18 protein-coding genes are annotated in these 17,411 nt (G+C 58.9%); 6 read left to right on the top strand and 12 right to left on the bottom strand.

The genetic code is table 11. The features are described from left to right. Positions 1-3 precede the first annotated feature (3 nt). The 4 genes from CHH27_RS24235 to CHH27_RS24220 all read right to left on the bottom strand — a co-directional run bounded on the left by CHH27_RS24235 (position 4) and on the right by CHH27_RS24220 (position 3,443). A complete protein-coding gene (locus CHH27_RS24235) occupies positions 4-1,452 on the bottom strand; it encodes a type II and III secretion system protein family protein (RefSeq protein ID WP_198338288.1) in 1,449 nt (482 codons plus the stop codon). After that, a complete protein-coding gene (cpaB, locus tag CHH27_RS24230; RefSeq protein ID WP_094073882.1) occupies positions 1,449-2,213 on the bottom strand; it encodes a Flp pilus assembly protein CpaB in 765 nt (254 codons plus the stop codon). Before cpaB ends, CHH27_RS24235 begins: the two co-directional genes overlap by 4 nt. Before the next feature lie 393 nt (positions 2,214-2,606). Continuing rightward, positions 2,607-3,113, bottom strand: coding sequence for a prepilin peptidase (locus CHH27_RS24225; RefSeq protein ID WP_094073881.1), 507 nt, complete (start codon positions 3,111-3,113; stop codon positions 2,607-2,609). Between the two features lie 144 nt (positions 3,114-3,257). Next, positions 3,258-3,443 carry a Flp family type IVb pilin gene (locus tag CHH27_RS24220; protein WP_094073880.1) on the bottom strand — a complete coding sequence of 62 codons (186 nt, stop codon included), beginning with the start codon at positions 3,441-3,443 and terminating at the stop codon, positions 3,258-3,260. Positions 3,444-3,968: 525 nt separating this feature from the next. On the opposite strand from CHH27_RS24220, the gene CHH27_RS24215 reads away from it, so the two are divergent. The 5 genes from CHH27_RS24215 to CHH27_RS24195 all read left to right on the top strand — a co-directional run bounded on the left by CHH27_RS24215 (position 3,969) and on the right by CHH27_RS24195 (position 8,361). Continuing rightward, positions 3,969-4,433, top strand: coding sequence for a pilus assembly protein N-terminal domain-containing protein (locus CHH27_RS24215; protein WP_094073879.1), 465 nt, complete (start codon positions 3,969-3,971; stop codon positions 4,431-4,433). A 30-nt stretch (positions 4,434-4,463) separates the two neighbouring features. Continuing rightward, a complete protein-coding gene (locus CHH27_RS24210; RefSeq protein ID WP_094073878.1) occupies positions 4,464-5,015 on the top strand; it encodes a TadE/TadG family type IV pilus assembly protein in 552 nt (183 codons plus the stop codon). Further along, positions 4,999-5,610: a TadE/TadG family type IV pilus assembly protein gene (locus CHH27_RS24205; RefSeq protein WP_094073877.1), complete on the top strand. Its 612-nt coding sequence runs from the start codon at positions 4,999-5,001 to the stop codon at positions 5,608-5,610. The genes CHH27_RS24210 and CHH27_RS24205 overlap by 17 nt, the downstream gene beginning before the upstream one ends. A 151-nt stretch (positions 5,611-5,761) precedes the next feature. Further along, positions 5,762-7,174: a bifunctional enoyl-CoA hydratase/phosphate acetyltransferase gene (locus CHH27_RS24200; RefSeq protein WP_094073876.1), complete on the top strand. Its 1,413-nt coding sequence runs from the start codon at positions 5,762-5,764 to the stop codon at positions 7,172-7,174. A 2-nt stretch (positions 7,175-7,176) separates the two neighbouring features. Continuing rightward, entirely contained in the window at positions 7,177-8,361 is a 1,185-nt protein-coding gene (locus CHH27_RS24195; RefSeq protein WP_094073875.1) for an acetate/propionate family kinase, read from the top strand. Here the strand turns inward: CHH27_RS24195 and phnD are convergent. Next, positions 8,358-9,293 carry a phosphate/phosphite/phosphonate ABC transporter substrate-binding protein gene (phnD, locus tag CHH27_RS24190; protein ID WP_208988357.1) on the bottom strand — a complete coding sequence of 312 codons (936 nt, stop codon included), beginning with the start codon at positions 9,291-9,293 and terminating at the stop codon, positions 8,358-8,360. The two genes, CHH27_RS24195 and phnD, sit on opposite strands and share 4 nt — an antisense overlap. A gap of 89 nt (positions 9,294-9,382) precedes the next feature. On the opposite strand from phnD, the gene CHH27_RS24185 reads away from it, so the two are divergent. Next, positions 9,383-10,003, top strand: a complete 621-nt coding sequence (locus CHH27_RS24185; protein WP_094073873.1) for an HAD family phosphatase — start codon at positions 9,383-9,385, stop codon at positions 10,001-10,003. Positions 10,004-10,008: 5 nt separating this feature from the next. Here CHH27_RS24185 and CHH27_RS24180 read toward each other — a convergent pair whose 3' ends face one another. The 7 genes from CHH27_RS24180 to CHH27_RS24150 form a co-directional block, all read right to left on the bottom strand. Further along, positions 10,009-11,037, bottom strand: a complete 1,029-nt coding sequence (locus CHH27_RS24180) for a histone deacetylase family protein (RefSeq protein ID WP_094073872.1) — start codon at positions 11,035-11,037, stop codon at positions 10,009-10,011. A 57-nt stretch (positions 11,038-11,094) separates the two neighbouring features. After that, complete coding sequence (locus CHH27_RS24175; RefSeq protein WP_094074975.1) at positions 11,095-12,093, bottom strand: aldose epimerase family protein; 999 nt, start codon at positions 12,091-12,093, stop codon at positions 11,095-11,097. 80 nt (positions 12,094-12,173) lie between these two features. Beyond that, positions 12,174-13,673 carry a phosphomannomutase/phosphoglucomutase gene (locus tag CHH27_RS24170; RefSeq protein ID WP_094073871.1) on the bottom strand — a complete coding sequence of 500 codons (1,500 nt, stop codon included), beginning with the start codon at positions 13,671-13,673 and terminating at the stop codon, positions 12,174-12,176. A gap of 63 nt (positions 13,674-13,736) precedes the next feature. After that, complete coding sequence (locus CHH27_RS24165) at positions 13,737-14,249, bottom strand: TIGR02281 family clan AA aspartic protease (protein ID WP_094073870.1); 513 nt, start codon at positions 14,247-14,249, stop codon at positions 13,737-13,739. Between the two features lie 77 nt (positions 14,250-14,326). After that, complete coding sequence (locus tag CHH27_RS24160; RefSeq protein ID WP_094073869.1) at positions 14,327-15,226, bottom strand: ribokinase; 900 nt, start codon at positions 15,224-15,226, stop codon at positions 14,327-14,329. Between the two features lie 171 nt (positions 15,227-15,397). After that, positions 15,398-16,027: a uracil phosphoribosyltransferase gene (upp, locus tag CHH27_RS24155; protein WP_094073868.1), complete on the bottom strand. Its 630-nt coding sequence runs from the start codon at positions 16,025-16,027 to the stop codon at positions 15,398-15,400. A 66-nt stretch (positions 16,028-16,093) separates the two neighbouring features. Continuing rightward, a complete protein-coding gene (locus CHH27_RS24150; protein WP_094073867.1) occupies positions 16,094-17,335 on the bottom strand; it encodes a DUF1688 family protein in 1,242 nt (413 codons plus the stop codon). Positions 17,336-17,411 lie beyond the last annotated feature (76 nt).

Raw genomic sequence — 17,411 nt, 5'->3', positions numbered from 1 at the left:
TCCTCACTTGTAAATGAATCCGACCTGGCCGTGATACGTGCCTTCGGCGGTCCCGCTGGGGCTAAAGATCTTGTTCAACCGGTTCAGGAAGACTGTCTCGGCATCCGTTGGAATGACGAAGTTCTTGTCCGGGCGCTGAAGCTTGCTCGCCGCGACCGGCTGCACCACGTAGGGCGTCACAAAAACCACCAGTTCGGATTGCTGCCGGAGGAAGTCCCGGCTTTTGAACAAGCTGCCGAGAATCGGCACTTGCATCAGGCCGGGAACACCATCCACAGCCTGCTGGTAACGTTCTTTCAGCAGCCCGGCCATCACGAGCGTACCGCCGGAAGGCAATTCCATGGTCGATTCAGCGCGCCGTACCTTGAGAGCGGAAATCGTGATGTTGGAGAAGGTAACCGCCCCCTCGTTGCTGAGCTCACTGACTTCCGTCTTGACGCGCAGGCTGATCCGCCCGCCAGAAAGAACCACTGGCGTAAAGTCCAGGCCAACACCGAATTTCTTGAACTCAACGGTGACTTCGTTGTTGTCCTGGGAGATCGGGATCGGGAATTCGCCGCCGGCGAGAAAGCTCGCATTTTCGCCCGAAATGGCTGTCAGCGTCGGTTCCGCGAGCGTCCGGATAACGCCGTCGCGCTGCAGCGCGTCGATCTGTGCGGTGATGGAGGTTGCCCCTCTGGCGAATTGCATGCCCCCGACCGCCTGGTTGACGATGTTCGGGTTCACGGTGAAATTCGGCAGATTCTGGAAGAAAGGCGTGAAGTTGCCTGTTCCGACGGTGCCGGAGAACTGAACCCCGAGCTGCTTGATAATCGACCGCTCGACTTCGGCAACCGTCACTTTCAGATGCACCTGATCCTTGCCTTCGACGGCAATCAGATTGACGACTTCCGAGCCGCTTTTTGCGCCTTCGAACTTGGCGGCAATGTCCGCGGCCTGCTGTGCTTCAAGCGTGCTTTTCGCGCTCCCGCTCAGAATCACACTTCCATTGACCGATTCGGCATGGATTCGCGTGCCGGGGATGAGTTTGCGAATGATACGGGTCAGATCGGAAGTGTCCTTCTCGACCCGGACGTCAAAGCTGGCCAGTTCCCGGCCACTGCGGCTGAATAGCACCAGGCGCGACTGGCCGGCGGTGTTGCCGATGACAAAGATCCGACGAGGGGTCCTGAGGACCGCATCCGCGATTTCGGGGTTCGACACCAGCACATCGGCGGCGTCTTCCGCGAGATTGATCACCACCGAGCGGCCAACCCCCACATTCAGAATGCGTCCGATGGCTCGTTCACCGGCAGCAACATGAACCTGGCTGGGAAAATTGCCTTCGGCTACCGCCGCAGGCACCGATCCTGCAAGGAGCGTTCCAGCGAGCATAGCCGTGGCTGCAATCTGTTTCAGAAAGTGTTTCATCGCGCCCCTCACGCTGGACGTTCTCTTGTAAATCTGGGTCATTGCGAACCTGCCTGGCTGGTCACGCCAAATTTCACGTAACTGACGCCGCGCCGACGGGTGTCTTCCGCGACAGCATCGTCGGCGGAATCCTGCGCGCTACGCAGGGCCAGATCGATCGTGCCGACTTTCTGCGCCTGGGCCACGACCTCCGACTGTGACAGTGTCAGCTCCAGTGTCGCGGTTTTCTTCGGGTTCAGACTTTTCTTGTCCTGCTCGCCGGCGGTTGTCGTGTCGATCGCCAGAACCCGCACATTTTCAAGAATGGTTTCGCTGATCGCTCCGGTGTCGGATTTGCGCGTGAGAATAAGATCGACCTTGTCTCCCGGCAGGATGAAACCGCCTGCGGTCGTTTCCGCATCCACGCTCACCGCGATCGCCCGTTTGCCTTTGGGCAAGATGGCAGCCATGAAACCCTTGTCGGTGTTGATCAGACGTTCGGGACGGATCGGCTCACCGGCGAAAATCGGAGCCTTGGCGATTCGGCCCAGATAGTCTTCCTCAGCTCCCGGGTTGACAGCCTTGCTGACCACGCCAAGAGGAATGGCATCTTCAGGCCAATCCGCCCAGGTCATGTCTTCGGCTGCGAGTTTTCCGCCAAGCTGAATGTCTTTCTTGGCGACCAGAACCAGTGCTTTTTTCTGTTCCGGTGCCTCGGTAACGACAACCTGTTCAGGCTTGCCTCCCGACAGCATCACCATTCTAAAGGCGATGATGCCAGCGGCAACGGCGATTGCCAGAACGAAAATTCGAGCGATTTTCATGACCTAAACCCAATATTCCTGTGCAGACTCGCACTGTTCATTTCTTAGAATGAGGGGTAATTGGTCAAAACATGGTTAATCAGATGTAGATGTTTTCAGTTAATATCCGTTAACTTTACTGAAAACTTTCTTAATTTTTTTTCAATTTGCGAAAAACTGATCGATCTTCGCCTTCTAACTCTGCGGACGAAACCCGTTTGATGGCACACCCGTCAAGTCGACACCAGTTCCCACCCGTCAACAAGAGCATTCAGCGCCGACTGTGTCCGGATCGGCTCGCAGATCGGTAGAAGAGGACCCGGCGGTCACAAAAAACCCGCCAGACGGCGGGTATCACACGGCGGGTATCACTTGGTGACCACGACCGGAAGGTCGGTGGGACCGCTTCTCTAACTAGCCGACATACGCGAACCAGATGGTCGACGGATAGACCTGCAGACCGGCGACCGCAATCGCAATGCCGTAGGGAATGCCGCTCTTGGCGTCATGCAGACGCGCAAACCAGTCCTGCCTGGCCAGGGCATTGGGCACCAGGACCACACGGCGCATGAGAAGAAGGCCGATCGTCAACATCGCACCATAGAGTGCGACCAGCAAAGTGAATTCCGCCAATTGGGGGGTGAAGCCGATCCACAGAGCGATGGCACTGATGAACTTCACATCACCACCGCCCATCCAGCCTGCCGCGAAGAAGCCGAAGCAAACCAGGAAGACCGGCAACAGTCCGAGCAGATGCAGGCCCCAGCCGGTCAGGGGAAGCCCGGTGACAAGCGCAACCACGGCAAAACCGGCCACCAGCAGCAGGGCAACCCTGTTCTGGATGGTCATGGTCAGGAGATCCGATGCGCCACCAAAGGCAACAAGCATCGGGAAGATCACCAGGATCGCAGCTTCGCTCATTGGTCTTTCACTCGGCTGTTGGTCGATGACCGCAATCGTATCGGGAGACAGTTAACGTTTCGCAGCCATGGGGCCGTGAAACGCAAAAACGGGCAGAAATCTGCCCGTTTCGCGTCGTCTTGCGCTTGCGCGCCAAACGTAGACTTATTCGCCGCCGATCGATGCAGAGTCGAGCGAGTCCTGAATAGCGGTGAAGACGCCTTCCAGAGACGTACCGGTGAGCTGCAGAGCGCCGATGATGACGATGGACAGCAGGCCGGCAATCAGGCCGTATTCAATTGCAGTTGCGCCGGATTCGTCTTTTACGAAACGGTTGATAAGGTTTTTCATGTGTTTGCTCCAAGTACCACTGAGTTGACAGCTTCAAAGTCCGACGGATCTTTTTTTGTCCGTTCGAACATGAACTCACCCTAGGACAGAGAGCTTTCCAACCAGTTAAATTTACCATCCATCTTTGAAAAAACGCTGACAAATATGACTATAGTTAACAACAGGTATAGATAAAATTGAGTTAAAGCAATTTAAAAACTTTGAAATAAAAGCCGACATTCAAGTATTACTCCTTTTTTCGATCTCTGCATACTCAAATTCGATGTGAGTCCGGAGATTTTTCATTCAGCTTTTATTAATAATTGCATCAACAGGAAATATTTCTACTCGAATGAGTGTGTTAGAATTTCGCTCAAGTCGCATGAGCCGCCTTCCTGCTCGATTGAATACAGAATCCAGGTTGCGCTCATCGGCAAGCGTCGCACAGCGTCGGTTTACACTTCTTGAGCCGCGTCGTTAGCAGATCGTTCACCACGTTTGCTGCATGCTGTCGCAGGAACGAATTCATATGGAGTACCCATAAGCATGTTTACGAACATACTGAAATGGACAGGCGTGCTTGTGTTAGCGCTTCAGGCTGGAGCGGTGGCAGCGCAGGATGGTCCCGTCATGGTCACGGTGGATCGTGCGAAGATTTTCCGCATTGATGACGGCGCTTCCGCGGTTATTGTCGGCAATCCCTTCATCGCGGACGTTGCCATGTTCGATCAGAACACCGTGGTGATTACCGGCAAAAGTTATGGAACCACCAATCTCGTCATTCTCGACGCGAACAACACCCCCATCGTCGACGAAGTCATAACTGTAAGGGCTTCTGAAGAGGATGTGGTTCAGGTCTACCGCAAAACCGCCCGTGCGACCATGTCATGTAATCCGGTTTGCGAACCAACCCTTCGCCTTGGCGACTCCGATGGCGCGTTCGAGGCGGCTGCCAATCAGGCCACCAACCGCAATTCGTTGGCCATTGAAGCAGCGGGCGGGAAAAACTAGTCCTGAGGTCGAATTCGGAGCTCGTATCGCATGTACCGCAAAATTCGGCTTTTCCTGTCTGGAACAGGACGAAAAGGAAAGGATCTGGCCAAAGACCGCGACGGCGTAACCGCCGTTGAGTTCGCCCTGGTTGCCTTGCCGTTTTTCACGCTGGCGTTCGGCATCATCGAAATTGGCCTTGCTCATTTCGCCAACCGCCTTGTCGACAATGCCGTTGTGGAGGCGTCCCGTTTGATCCGCACGGGACAGGCCCATAGCGGGGGCCTGTCGGCCGCAGGCTTCAAGACCGCCGTGTGCGATTCCATGCCCGGTTTCATGTGCGACGAGGACCGGATCGTCGTCGAGATCAACTCAATCGACGATTTCTCCGACGCATCATCTCTCGACGATCTCTACGACGACGAGGGCAATCTGAGGGAAGACACGGCTTACGAGATCGGCGACTCCACTTCGATCGTTGTAGTGAACGTCATCTACAAATGGCCCATGGCGACGGCCATCCTGAAATTCGACAGCACAGACAACGGCTATGAGCGCCACCTGACATCAACCATGGTGTTTCGCAATGAACCCTTCAACTGATTTCGATCTCAAAGGTCACTGCCGCGTCATTTGCTCTTGTGTCGCGAAACGCAAGCTGTGGAAAGACACGCGTGCGGTCGCGGCTACGGAGTTTGCGCTCATCCTGCCGGTCATGTTCCTTCTTCTCATCGGAATGGCAGAAGTTACCGGGGCGATGAACCAGGATCGCAAGGTGGCCCGCATCTCAAATGCGGTGACCGACCTGGTGGCACAGGCGGAAACCGTCACTGAAGCCGAGCTCCTGGCTGTGATGGATCTTGGCGAGCAGGTTCTTGCGCCCTATCCTGCCGACGAACTCGAAATCATCATCGCAAGTGTTACCTTTAACGAAGATGGTGACGCTGAAGTTGATTGGAGCTTCGATTCCGGCAGCAGCAATCCTTGGGCCGAGGGGTCGGAACCGCCAATTACCTTGCCGGACACCATTGTCTCTCCCAATTCGTCCATCGTCGTCGGGGTCACGACCTTGAACTATTCTCCGCCCTTTGCCGGCATCTTCACCGACTACTTCACGCGGAAGGACGCATTGGAGCTGTCTCACACCTACTATCTGCGCCCGCGGTTGACCGGCACCGTCCAGTGCTCGAATTGTTAGAAATCCGCCCATTCTGACGCCGTGACGAGAGCCTTTTCTCAGCTCGTTTCGGCCCTACATGTTCTCCCGTATTTCTACCGTCGCATTCTGAGGGTACTCTCCCGAAAATTGCTGCGCTGCAAAATGCATTTCAGGACGGGATTACGGGAAAATGGCGACCAACAGGACATATGACCAGATCAAGATAGGCGACAGCGCAGAAATCGTGCGCGAGTGCTCCTCCAACGATCTGCTGGTCTTTGCGCATGCGTCGGGCAATCGCAACCCCATTCATCTCCCGGACACGGACTGGACCGGCGACGGTGTCGTCGACAAGCCGACTGCGCCTGCCATGTGGGTAGGTGGCCTTGCCTCGGCCGTGCTCGGCAACATTCTTCCCGGACCCGGAACGGTTTACAAGGCCCAGTCCTTCCGGTTTCTCGGCCGTGCAGCCGTCGGCGACAAACTCACGGTCAAGGTCGTTGCCACCGAGAAGAAGGACGACAACACCGTTCTGTTCGAATTGAGCGTGACCCGGGGTGACGGCGTCCGTCTTGTCGAGGGTGTCGCCGAGGTCACCGCCCCGACGGAAACCATCGAATTCGATTCCAGTGAGATCCCGGCCCTGCTGGTACAGCGGCACCGGCACTTCAACCGGATGATCGAGCTGGCAAAAACCCTGCCGGCCCTGCCAACCGCCGTCGCGGCACCCGATGACCCGAATTCGCTCGAAGGCGCGCTCATGGCGGCCCGCGAGGGACTGATCAACCCTATCCTGATCGGCGCGAAAGACAGGATAGATGCCGCCGCCAAGGAACTTGGCGAGGATATCAGCGGCTACGAACTGATCGACATCGAAGATGAAATGGAAGCTGCGGGGCGCGCTGTCGCCATGGTGCATGAGGGCCGCGTCAAGGCGGTCATGAAAGGGCATCTGCACACGGACCACCTGCTGCATCACGTCGTGAAACGCGACGGTGGCCTGCGTACCAAGCGGCGCATCAGTCATGTGTTCGTCATGGACATTCCCGGCCGCAAGACGCCGGTTCTGATTTCCGATGCTGCCATCAATATTTCACCTGATCTCAACACCAAGGTCGACATCACCCAGAATGCGATCGACGCCGCCCGCGCGCTCGGCCTCGAGATGCCGCGCGTCGGCGTTTTGTCGGCGATCGAGACCGTCAATCCCGCCATTCCCTCCAGCCTGGATGCGGCGGTGTTGTCGAAGATGGCGGAACGCGGTCAGATCACCGGTGCCGTGGTCGATGGCCCCCTGGCCATGGACAATGCCATCGATGTCCAGGCCGCCCGCACAAAGGGCATCACGTCGCTGGTGGCCGGACATGCCGAAGTGCTGATCGTACCCAATCTGGAATCCGGCAACATGCTGGCCAAGGAGCTGACCTTCATTGCCCATGCGGAGGCCGCCGGCCTTGTCATCGGAGCAAAGGTACCCGTCATGCTGACAAGCCGAGCCGATGACGGCCGGGCACGCCTTGCGTCCTGCGCACTCGCGCTGCTTTACACGCATTGGCAGGCAAATGGCGTGCCGGCCGGGATTCTGGACCGCGAGGAAGACTGATCATGGAACAGGTCATCCTGGTTCTGAATTCCGGATCTTCCTCCATCAAATTCACGCTTTACACCGCACAGCAGGAAATGCTGTCCGGGCAGATTTCGGGTCTCGGGGCAACGCCGCATATCAAACTTGCATCCGAAGTGACCGAAACCAGGATCGACCGTCCGCTCCGTGCCGAGGAAGGCAGAAACCATTCGTCGGCCATGGGCACCCTGTTGCCTCTGCTGGAAGACGAGCTTGACGGACGTAGCGTCGACGCGGTCGGACACCGGGTTGTTCATGGCGGTGTTGTTCACTCAGACCCACTGCGGATCACACCCGAGGTACTGAGCGACCTTCGCGCTCTGGAACCGCTTGCCCCGTTGCACCAGCCTCATAATCTTGCCGGTATCGAAGCGGCCACAGAGGCCTTTCCGGACGCCTTGCAGACGGCCTGTTTCGATACGGCGTTTCACCGCAAGCACCCCTGGGTCAACGATACCTTCGCCCTGCCCCGAGCGTATTACGAGGAAGGCGTGCGGCGTTACGGCTTTCATGGCCTGTCTTACGAATTTATCTGCAGTTACCTGCGGTCGACGCGCCCTGACGCTTTCGCCGGCCGGGCGATCGTCGCCCATCTGGGCAACGGTGCCTCCATGTGCGCAATCCGCGATGGCCAGAGCATCGGCTCCACCATGGGCTTTACCGCGCTGGACGGGCTGCCCATGGGCACCCGCTGCGGCCAGCTGGATCCGGGCGTCGTGCTGTATCTGCTGACCACAAAGGGCATGTCGCCGGAGGAAGTGTCGGATCTTCTTTACAAGGACTCCGGTCTGAAAGGGCTGTCCGGTATCAGCCAGGACATGCGCACGCTCACTGAGAGCGACGATCCGAAAGCCGCCGAAGCCATCGACTATTTCGTGTTCCGCATCCGCCGGGAACTTGGCGCGATGGCCGCTGTTCTGGGAGGTCTGGACACGATCGTCTTTACCGGCGGTATCGGCGAAAACGCGGCACTGATCCGGGAAAAAGTCTGCGCTGGCCAGGAGTGGCTCGGCCTTGCCATAGACAAGGCCAGAAACGACGCCTGCGATGAGGACATTTCCGCATCCGGCTCCAGCATCAAGGTGCTGGTCATCCCCACCAACGAAGAGGAAATGATCCGCCGGCATACGGAGAAGCTGCTCAACGAAAAGACGGTCGCGACCTAGCGTCCTTGCGGGTTCAAGAGGGTCGCATATTCCTCTTCAAAGGTGCGCAGGACAGGCCGGAAATCGCCGTGCACCACCGGCTCGAAACCGCCCGGCAGATCCGGTTCAATCGCCAGATAGGCATCCGGCGCCTCGCGGCGGAGATCCATCAGACCGGCCCTGATGCGCCGTTTCAATTCATCCGGCAGGTCCTTGCGCAGGCTGTGGGCGGAATAGGGGATCGGCGGTGATCGCCAGACAATCTCGAGGTCGTTGAAACCGCGGCCGCCGGAGACATAGAAATCATTGAGCGTGCCGGCGGTGTAGCCGTTCTTGGCTTCGCCTGCCAGGGTCGACCAGGCAAGGCTCGCCTGCACGCGGCCATCCAGGATCGCACGCAAACCTTCAACGGGGTCCTGAACCTCCACCAGCGCACTGAAATGAACCCGCGCATTGATACCGTCGGCGGCCAGGTTGGTGAGAGGAACCCGGTATCCGGTCACCGCATGGGCGCCACCAACGGCCAATCGGGTGCCCTTCAGATCAGCCAGTGTGTTTTTGTCGCCGTTTCGTTTGGCGACAAGGATGGCATAAAACCGTGCCGGAAAATCGTCGGGGGCGGCCGTCACCAGAGGCTCGATACAGGCGCAGAGCTGGTGCACGGCGGCATATCCGGACGGTGACAGCCTGGCATAGTCGATGCGGCCGGCGGCAAGCGCCTCGATGGCATCGGCCATCGTGTCCATGAGGAACAGGTCGACCGGCATGTCCGCGACATCCTCCAGCGCCAGGCGGAAAGGCTCGACACGCTCGCGTGCCGTTTCATCCGCCGCGACGATCACGCCAAGGCGCAACCGGTCCGGCATACCGGTTTCCTCCTGCGCCTGCGTCAAAGTGGCCAGACAGGCCAGCAACAATGACAGGCCCGCGAGAACCAGGATCTTGGCAGACATCACATTCCGGACATAAGGTTCTGATGAAACGTACAAAATATCGCCCCGCCCAGACATACACCATTCTCACTTGCTTCGGACCGGCCCGCATGAGCGACCCTATCACGACCGTCGTCTTCGATATAGGAAATGTCCTGATCGAATGGAATCCCGAACACCTCTATTCCAGGCTCATTCCCGATGAAAAAGAGCGTGCACACTTTCTGGAATCGGTCTGTTCGATGGACTGGAACCTGGCACAGGATCTCGGCCGGTCCTGGGAGGAGGCTGTCGACGCCCTGTCGCAGCAACACCCGGACAAGGCCGATCTGATTGCGGCCTATTCCACCCATTGGCATGAGATGGTTCCAGGAGAAGTCCCGGGCACACCTTCCCTGCTTGAAACCCTGAAGGCCTCGGGCACGCCGCTTTACGCCATCACCAATTTTTCAAACGAGAAATTCGCCGAGTGTCAGTCCCGGTTCCCGTTTTTGAAGTCAAGCTTCCTGGACATTGTCATTTCCGCTGAAGAACGGTTGATCAAACCCGATCCGGCAATCTACCGGCGCCTGTTTGATCGCAATGGTCTTGATCCGAAGGCCTGCCTCTTCATCGATGACAGCGACAAGAATATTGCCACTGCGCGCCAGCTGGGCATGAGGGGTCATCATTTCACCGGGGCCGAGGGCCTCAAAGGTGATCTGCTTGATCTTGGATTGCTGCCTGCCTGACGAGGCTATCCTTCAAATCCCTCAAGGACATTGACACAGTTGGTGCCAAGCGCATCGACCGCGTAACCGCCTTCCATGACGAAGATGGTCGGGACACCGACCTTCTTGAGCCGTTGGCCGAGACGCAGAAAATCTTCGCTGGTGAATTTGAAGCCGGAGATCGGGTCGTGCTCATAGCAGTCCATGCCAAGCGATACGATCAGCGCTTCCGGTTTGTATACAAGCAGCCAGCGGCAGGCTTCTTCCAATGCCGGGGTGTATCCGTCCCAGTCGGTGCCGAGCGGCAAGGGCCAGTTGCGCGTGAAGCCGGTCCCGGCATGTTCGCCGGTCTCGTCCGCAAAGCCCAGAAAATAGGGATATTCCTCTTTTGGATCGGCATGGATCGACAGGAACAGTATATCGGGCCTGTCATAGAAGAGGGCCTGCGTGCCGTTGCCGTGATGGTAATCGACATCCAGGATCGCGATCCGGTGAAGGCCGTAATCCCGCAGATACTGCGCCGCCACGGCGGCGTTGTTGAAAAAGCAGTAGCCACCGAAGAAATCGAACCCGGCATGATGGCCGGGCGGCCGACAGAGGGCGAACGCCGACTGTTCGCCGTCCAGGATCATCTTGGCCGCCGTCAGCGCAGTGTCGACCGACGCACGGGCAGCCTTGTAAGTGTGTTCGCCGACGGGCGTGCCGGCATCCATGGAGTACCGGCCCAGCAGACCATCGATATGTGTAACGGACACATCCTGCCTGAGGCTGCGGATGGGCCAGACAAACGGAAATGCTTCCTTGGTGCGGCCCGCGGCCGTCCATTGTTCCCAGAACCCTTCCAGAAAGGAAACATAGTCGGGTGAATGAACCCGCTGCAGTGGCCGGATTGGAAACTCTTCCGGTGCAAGGATGTCACCGACATTCCTGTCACGGACGGTTTTGAGCACTATTTCTGCGCGACTTGGAATCTCAACGGCCGGTTTCAACTCGCCGTCGGAAATCTCTTGAGCCGGCGCATGCGCAAGCTGGGTGTCTGAAAAAACCGTCTTCACAAGCTGCCCCCGGTTCCCTTGCCATGACCATAGCCGATGCAGGTAATGTAACCCAAATCAGGAAAAACGGAATTCCGTAACGTGACTATAAGTCTCTGAGGGCCGTAACAAAACACTGGTGAACCCGTCCCGGTTGACACTGTCCGGCCAGCGCTGTGCCTCCAGGCAGAGACCGGCATGCGGACCGTAGCGTTTTCCCTCCAGTCCCGGCGCCTGTACGTCGATCCCACCGGCATCAAAAAGCTGCAGGCCAGGCTCCGTCGTCCAGACTTCCATGCGCCGGTCTCCCGCCGCATCCTCCAGCGCCGCGGCAAATTCGACGCTCTCTCGCGGCGCGTCGGAGAGGCAGAAATTGTGATCGAAGACAACGGTCTCCTCGCCGGCCCGCCGCCGCAGCTTGCGTCCATCCTGAAAGTCGTAAGGCGTCCAGGCCACCTTGCGCACTTCACCGGTCGGGATCAGGTCCTCATCGACAGGCAGGTAGCTGTCTGCAGCAATTTCAAGGGTGTGATCAAGGATCGTGGCGCTGCCATCCAGATTGAAATAGCTGTGCTGGGTCAGGTTGACGGGCGTGGTCCTGTCGGCGGTCGCCGTGATCTTCATGCGCAGGGCACCGGTGCCGGTCAGCGTATAGCGCAACAGCACCTCGACACGTCCAGGATAGCCCATGTCGCCGTCTTCAGAGACAAGTTTGAGCAGCACGCTGGCCTTGTCGCTCTGCTCCAGTTGCCAGACACGCCGTGAAAAGCCACGCGCGCCGCCATGCAACTGGTGGCGCCCCCTTTCATTGACATCGAGCTGATGCTCCTGACCGTCAATCGTCATCCGGGCGCCGGCAATGCGATTGGCACAGCGACCGGCAACGGCTCCGAAATAGGGTGAATGATCCAGGTAGCTTTGCAGGTCTTCAAAGCCAAGGACAACGGTTTGTCCGTCGACCTTGAGATCACGGATGATTGCCCCCAAGGTCAGGACCGAGGCTTGAAGTGTGCCTTTTCTGAGTGAAATCTCGTGAACGACCTCGCCGTCGGGCAAGACACCAAATTCCCTGATCATCATTCACTCCGGCAGCAGGTCGTCAGAATAAGCTGACCAAGAAGGACGGCCGCTGACAATTGCGACCGTCCGTCCATCGGTCAAATGGTCTGGTTGTATTCACCAACTTCCGGGTTCTCGCGCAGGACACCGTCAACAGCCTTGAACATGGCATGCAGACGCTCTTCGGAGACCGGGCTTTCCACCACAACGACCAGCTCCGGCTTGTTGGATGAGGCGCGAACCAGTCCCCATGTGCCATCCTCGCTGACAACGCGGACACCGTTGACGGTAATCAGATCGGTGATCGCCTGTCCGGCAACCGTCTCGCCCTTCGCCTTCATGTCCTGGAACCGCGCCACGACCCGGTCGACGACGTCATACTTGATCTCGTCGGCGCATTTCGGCGACATGGTCGGCGAGCCCCAGGTCTTGGGCAGGTCCCGGCGAAGATCCGCCATGGTCTTGTTCGGGTTGCGGTCCAGCATGTCCAGGATCGCGATAGCGGAGACGAGGCCATCGTCATAACCACGGCCAATCGGCTTGTTGAAGAAATAGTGGCCGGATTTTTCAAAGCCGACGACTGCATTCAGTTCGGTCACCCGGCGCTTGATATAGGAATGACCGGTCTTGAAATAATCCGCCTTGGCGCCGTTGGCCTGCAGCACCGGATCGGTGTTGAACAGCCCGGTCGACTTGACGTCGACGACGAACTGGCTGTTCGGGTGCAACGCTGAAATGTCCCTGGCCAGCATGACACCGACCTTGTCGGCGAAGATCTCCTCGCCTTCATTGTCGACCACGCCACACCGGTCGCCGTCGCCGTCGAAGCCGAGACCGACCTCCGCACCGACTTCCAGGACCTTGTCCCGGAGCGCGTGCAACATCTTCATGTCTTCCGGATTGGGATTGTATCGCGGAAAGGTGTGGTCAAGATCCGCGTCGAGCGGAATGACCTCTGCGCCAATCGCCTCCAGGATCTTCGGGGCGAACGCACCGGCCGTGCCGTTGCCACAGGCCGCAACCACCTTGATCGGACGCTTCAGCTTGGCCCGTTCCGTCAGGTCCTTGAAATAGACGTCCGGAAAGCCGTCCACGAAACGATAGCTGCCGCCACCCTTCAGGTCGAATGCGGCTTCCAATACGATTTCCTTCAAGCGCCCCATCTCGTCCGGACCGAACGTCAACGGCCGGTCGATGCCCATCTTCACGCCCGTCCAGCCATTGTCGTTGTGAGACGCCGTGATCATCGCAACGGCGGGCACGTCCAGCGCAAATTGCGCGAAATAGGCCATTGGCGACAGGGCCAGGCCAATGTCATGAACATTGATGCCGGCTGCCATCAGACCATTCACGACCGCCATCTTGATGGTCGAGGAATAGCCGCGGAAATCATGACCGACGACAATGTCCGGCCGGACACCCCGCTCGTGGATGAGCGTGCCGATCCCCATGCCGAGCGCCTGCATGCCCATCAGGTTGATTTCTTTTTCGAACAGCCAGCGGGCATCGTATTCGCGAAAGCCGGTCGGCTTCACCATGGGAAGAGATTCATACTCAAGCGTGTTGGGCGTCAAACTCGGAAGGGGTTTCGGAAACATCAATGCCTCACAATGCCGAAGAATAGAAACGGACGTATCATGCCGCACGAGCGGCAGGGCAGATCACTGCACCAGTACTAGCGTGCCGCCCGACATGTCAAACCGTTCCAGTCGGTTAAGGACAGACATGCCCAGCAGGGGCTGCCCCAGACTGACATCTTTCAGGACAAGGGCGTCAATGTCGTCCAGGCGAATGTCGCCGAGGCGCAGGCCGTCGATGACTGTGCGAGCGCCCCGGGCCGTGCCGTTTGCCGTTCGGATCGGGATGGTGAAATCGGATTCGCTCAGGAAGATGCCGATGTCCTCTGCAACGGATTCCGGAAGTACGGTCACGGTCGCTCCCGTATCGACCAGCATATCGACAAAGGTGCCGTTAAGACGCGCCTCGGCCACAAAGTGTCCGGCTCCGTTTCTCGAGATGCGGTAGATCCGCTCGCCAGTGTCCGCCGTGTCATCGACTTTCAAGCCGCTGTCCACCCTGGGCGTGTCCTGCGATCCCAGCCTCTTTTCAACGAGGATCGGGACCAGGGGCGCGAGGGCGAGAAAAACCAGTAAGATGACGGCAAACCGTATCATGCCAAACCTAGCAGTTCAGGGTTGCCTCTCCCTATCACGGTTTCCTTAGCAGGCTGTAAAACCGGGATGCTGCACCGTCAGACAATCTGATCGGCCAGGCGCGCTATGTCCGTCTGGTGAGGCGCGCTGGATTGCGCACCTGTCACGGTGCAGGCGAGTGCACCTGCGGCAATGCCCTCCTTGAGGGCACGGTCGAAAGGAACATCCCGATCCAGTGCCGAGGCAACAGCGCCGCAAAACGCATCGCCGGCGCCGGTCGTGTCCACGGCCGCGACTTGCGGCGACGTGTAGCGGTAGCGCGTCTTTTCGGTGCGTGCCAGAACGCCGTCAGCCCCGAGCGTGACGATGATCGAGCGCTCGGACGTCGCCAGCCGTTCCGCAAAGGATTCTGGATCTCCCGGAATACCCAGGCGATCCGCGATCGCGACCGCTTCGCTCGTGTTGACCACAACGGTCCTGGCCATATCGAAACAGGCGCGCAGATCCCCTTCCGGTACGGGCGCCGGGTTCCAGAACACCGAGGCACCAGCCTCCCTGGCCAGCAAACTGGCCCTGGCGGCCTGCGCGAACGGCACCTCTCCCTGGATCAGCAAAATGTCCCTGGAAGAGAACCCACCCTCGAGCCAGCCCGCATCGACACGGGCGTTCGTGCCGCTGGCGACGATAATCTGGTTCTCGCCTGATGGGTCGATGCCGATAAAGGCCAGACCGGTCGATCCGGCAAGCGTCCGGATACCGGACAGATCAACACCGGAGGCGCGCAGGTTTTCCAGCGCCAGTTCGGCAAAACTGTCCTGTCCGACAGCGCCCACCATGCGAACCTGCGCCCCTGCGCGCTGCGCCGCCAGCGCCTGGTTGGCGCCCTTGCCGCCCGGAAAGGTCTGGTGGTCGCGGCCGCTCACCGTTTCACCGGCCGTCGGCAGGCGGGGCACAGCGACAACCAGGTCCAGATTGATGGAGCCGAATACCGTGATCATGCTGCCTCCCCTTTTGTCGAGAGGTTAGACTGAAAACATCTGCAAGTCGCCACGGGATTTCTGGCGATACCCTGCCAGACCCTCTTCCTGAGCAACCGTGAATGACAATGCAGGGCGAATAACAGGCTCAAACAAAAAGCCCGCCGGATGGCGGGCTTCAGCTCTGTTTTGTTACTTGGTGCCGTACATGCGGTCGCCGGCATCGCCGAGGCCCGGGACGATATAGCCTTTCTCATTGAGCTTCTCGTCGATGGAGGCCGTGAAGATCGGCACGTCCGGGTGCATCTCGTTGAACTTGGCGACGCCTTCGGGCGCGGCCAGCAGGCACAGGAATCGGATGTTGTTGGCGCCGCGCTCCTTCAGCTTCTGCACCGCGGCAATCGCGGAATTGGCGGTTGCCAGCATCGGATCGACCACGATGACCAGGCGCTCGTTCAGGTCTTCCGGCGCCTTGAAATAGTATTCCACCGGCTGCAGCGTTTCGGGATCGCGGTAAAGGCCGACATGGGCCACGCGCGCGGACGGCACCAGATCCAGCATGCCTTCCAAGAGCCCGTTACCGGCCCGCAACACGGAGGCAAACACCAGCTTCTTGCCGGCCAGTGTCGGCGCCTGCATTTCGGCAAGCGGCGTCTCGATGGTCTGGCGGACGAGCGGCAGGTCTCTCGTAACCTCGTAGCACAGCAGGGTCGAAATCTCGCGCAGCAGACGCCGGAACCCCTGTGTGGAGGTTCCCTTGTCGCGCATGATGCTCAGTTTGTGCTGGACCAGCGGGTGGCTGATGACATTGGCTCCGGACATATCTGCCTCTCTTGCGTTTTGAACCCACAGGTGGCGGGCTCATTTCATTTCGTCATTGTTCAGGAGCTATGCCCCGAACGGCAACCAAAAAACAGCCCCCGGATTGAGGATTTTACCCAGATCGCGCAGGTTTTCCGGAGCTTGTTCAAGAATACGGTTCCCTGCGCGGTCCGTGCCACCTTCCAGGATGCAGGTAAAAGGCACCTGGTCGAGGTTCATGCCGAGGCCGCCGGCCAGCCGTTCGGCCAGCTTGTCGGTGAGCGCGATGGTGAGCGCACGGATTTCGATCATGCGATCACGGATGGCTTCCGGGGTGAGCGTGCCGTTGCTGTCCTTCAGTGTCAGAACACCGGATTTCACGAACAATGCCGCATGGGTCAGATCGGCCGGCGCGGTCAGCTTCTCCAGACCCGCGACCTCAAACCCGGCCCAGGCGAACGGTTCGACCAGCGAGTAGACCATCTGCTGGGCGGCCAGATGAAACGGCATGATCGCGTGCACGTCATTGCCCGGCAAGGCCGAATGTACAAAGGCATCGCCCAGCCAGATATCCCCCGACGTGGCCCCGCCTTCCCAGACCGGGGCCAGGGCCTCCAGGATCCGGTCGAGAACGTCGCCCGCATCGATGGCACCATTGCAGTCCTTCGCCAATTGCACTGCCAGGAGCCCCGGCCGGGTGTCCTCACCTTTGCCAAACAGGTCCGGTCGCAGCGCCAAGGCTTCCCCCAAGCGCTTCAGGTGCCTCTGCATGGCCTTGAGGTGGTCCGCATCATCACGGTCGTCCCATTGCAGCCCGGCGGCAAGTTCGATCAGATCCATGGAAACCAGCGCGCTGGCGTCGACCCGGTAGGGGTCGGTCATTTCAGAAGAGAACGACCCGGAGGCAAACATGTGAAAGGCCGCGAGCGCTGACGCCTGAGCACCACCGACCGTCGTTTCGGTCATGCGGTCTTCATACTGCCAGCCCGACGGATGCAGCGTTGTCATGGCTATGCCGAGAAGGGCCAGGTCAGCGGCAGCTGCCAGCATCTCCTCTGCGGTCTCGAACCCGCGCGCACTGGCCATGGCCTGCCAGCGGTCGATGCCACCTGCCTCGAAACCCCGCCAGATGCCATAGGGCGGGATCTGAAAATCGGGATAGTTCTCCTTTGTGGTTTCCAGCACCGTTGCCACGGCGGCGTCGAGACGGTCCAAATCAACACCGACATGGGCAAGACCGCCTTCGGCCGCCAGATCGAGCAGCAAATGCGCCTTGCGGCGGACTTCTTCGGGTTGGAACAGCGTCAGCGCCGGATTGGTGTCGTTCATTTGAAAAATCTGCCTTATTGGAAAACCTGAACTCGCCTATCTGCCTACCCTAACCTTGTCAAACCGGTTCGGGTAT

Source organism: Labrenzia sp. VG12, assembly GCF_002237595.1.
Classification (GTDB): Bacteria; Pseudomonadota; Alphaproteobacteria; order Rhizobiales; family Stappiaceae; genus Roseibium.
Note: the sequence above shows the minus strand (reverse complement) of the source record. Positions and strands in the feature narration are given on the sequence as shown.

Coding starts and splice junctions, on each gene's coding strand:
- CHH27_RS24235 (WP_198338288.1), bottom strand. CDS start 1,452: ATGACCCAGATTTACAAGAGAACGTCCAGCGTGAGGGGCGCGATGAAA.
- upp (WP_094073868.1), bottom strand. CDS start 16,027: ATGTCCGGAGCCAATGTCATCAGCCACCCGCTGGTCCAGCACAAACTG.
- CHH27_RS24205 (WP_094073877.1), top strand. CDS start 4,999: ATGAACCCTTCAACTGATTTCGATCTCAAAGGTCACTGCCGCGTCATT.
- cpaB (WP_094073882.1), bottom strand. CDS start 2,213: ATGAAAATCGCTCGAATTTTCGTTCTGGCAATCGCCGTTGCCGCTGGC.
- CHH27_RS24195 (WP_094073875.1), top strand. CDS start 7,177: ATGGAACAGGTCATCCTGGTTCTGAATTCCGGATCTTCCTCCATCAAA.
- CHH27_RS24185 (WP_094073873.1), top strand. CDS start 9,383: ATGAGCGACCCTATCACGACCGTCGTCTTCGATATAGGAAATGTCCTG.
- CHH27_RS24210 (WP_094073878.1), top strand. CDS start 4,464: ATGTACCGCAAAATTCGGCTTTTCCTGTCTGGAACAGGACGAAAAGGA.
- CHH27_RS24170 (WP_094073871.1), bottom strand. CDS start 13,673: ATGTTTCCGAAACCCCTTCCGAGTTTGACGCCCAACACGCTTGAGTAT.
- CHH27_RS24150 (WP_094073867.1), bottom strand. CDS start 17,335: ATGAACGACACCAATCCGGCGCTGACGCTGTTCCAACCCGAAGAAGTC.
- CHH27_RS24200 (WP_094073876.1), top strand. CDS start 5,762: ATGGCGACCAACAGGACATATGACCAGATCAAGATAGGCGACAGCGCA.
- phnD (WP_208988357.1), bottom strand. CDS start 9,293: ATGTCTGCCAAGATCCTGGTTCTCGCGGGCCTGTCATTGTTGCTGGCC.
- CHH27_RS24220 (WP_094073880.1), bottom strand. CDS start 3,443: ATGAAAAACCTTATCAACCGTTTCGTAAAAGACGAATCCGGCGCAACT.
- CHH27_RS24160 (WP_094073869.1), bottom strand. CDS start 15,226: ATGATCACGGTATTCGGCTCCATCAATCTGGACCTGGTTGTCGCTGTG.
- CHH27_RS24225 (WP_094073881.1), bottom strand. CDS start 3,113: ATGAGCGAAGCTGCGATCCTGGTGATCTTCCCGATGCTTGTTGCCTTT.
- CHH27_RS24175 (WP_094074975.1), bottom strand. CDS start 12,093: ATGATCAGGGAATTTGGTGTCTTGCCCGACGGCGAGGTCGTTCACGAG.
- CHH27_RS24215 (WP_094073879.1), top strand. CDS start 3,969: ATGTTTACGAACATACTGAAATGGACAGGCGTGCTTGTGTTAGCGCTT.
- CHH27_RS24165 (WP_094073870.1), bottom strand. CDS start 14,249: ATGATACGGTTTGCCGTCATCTTACTGGTTTTTCTCGCCCTCGCGCCC.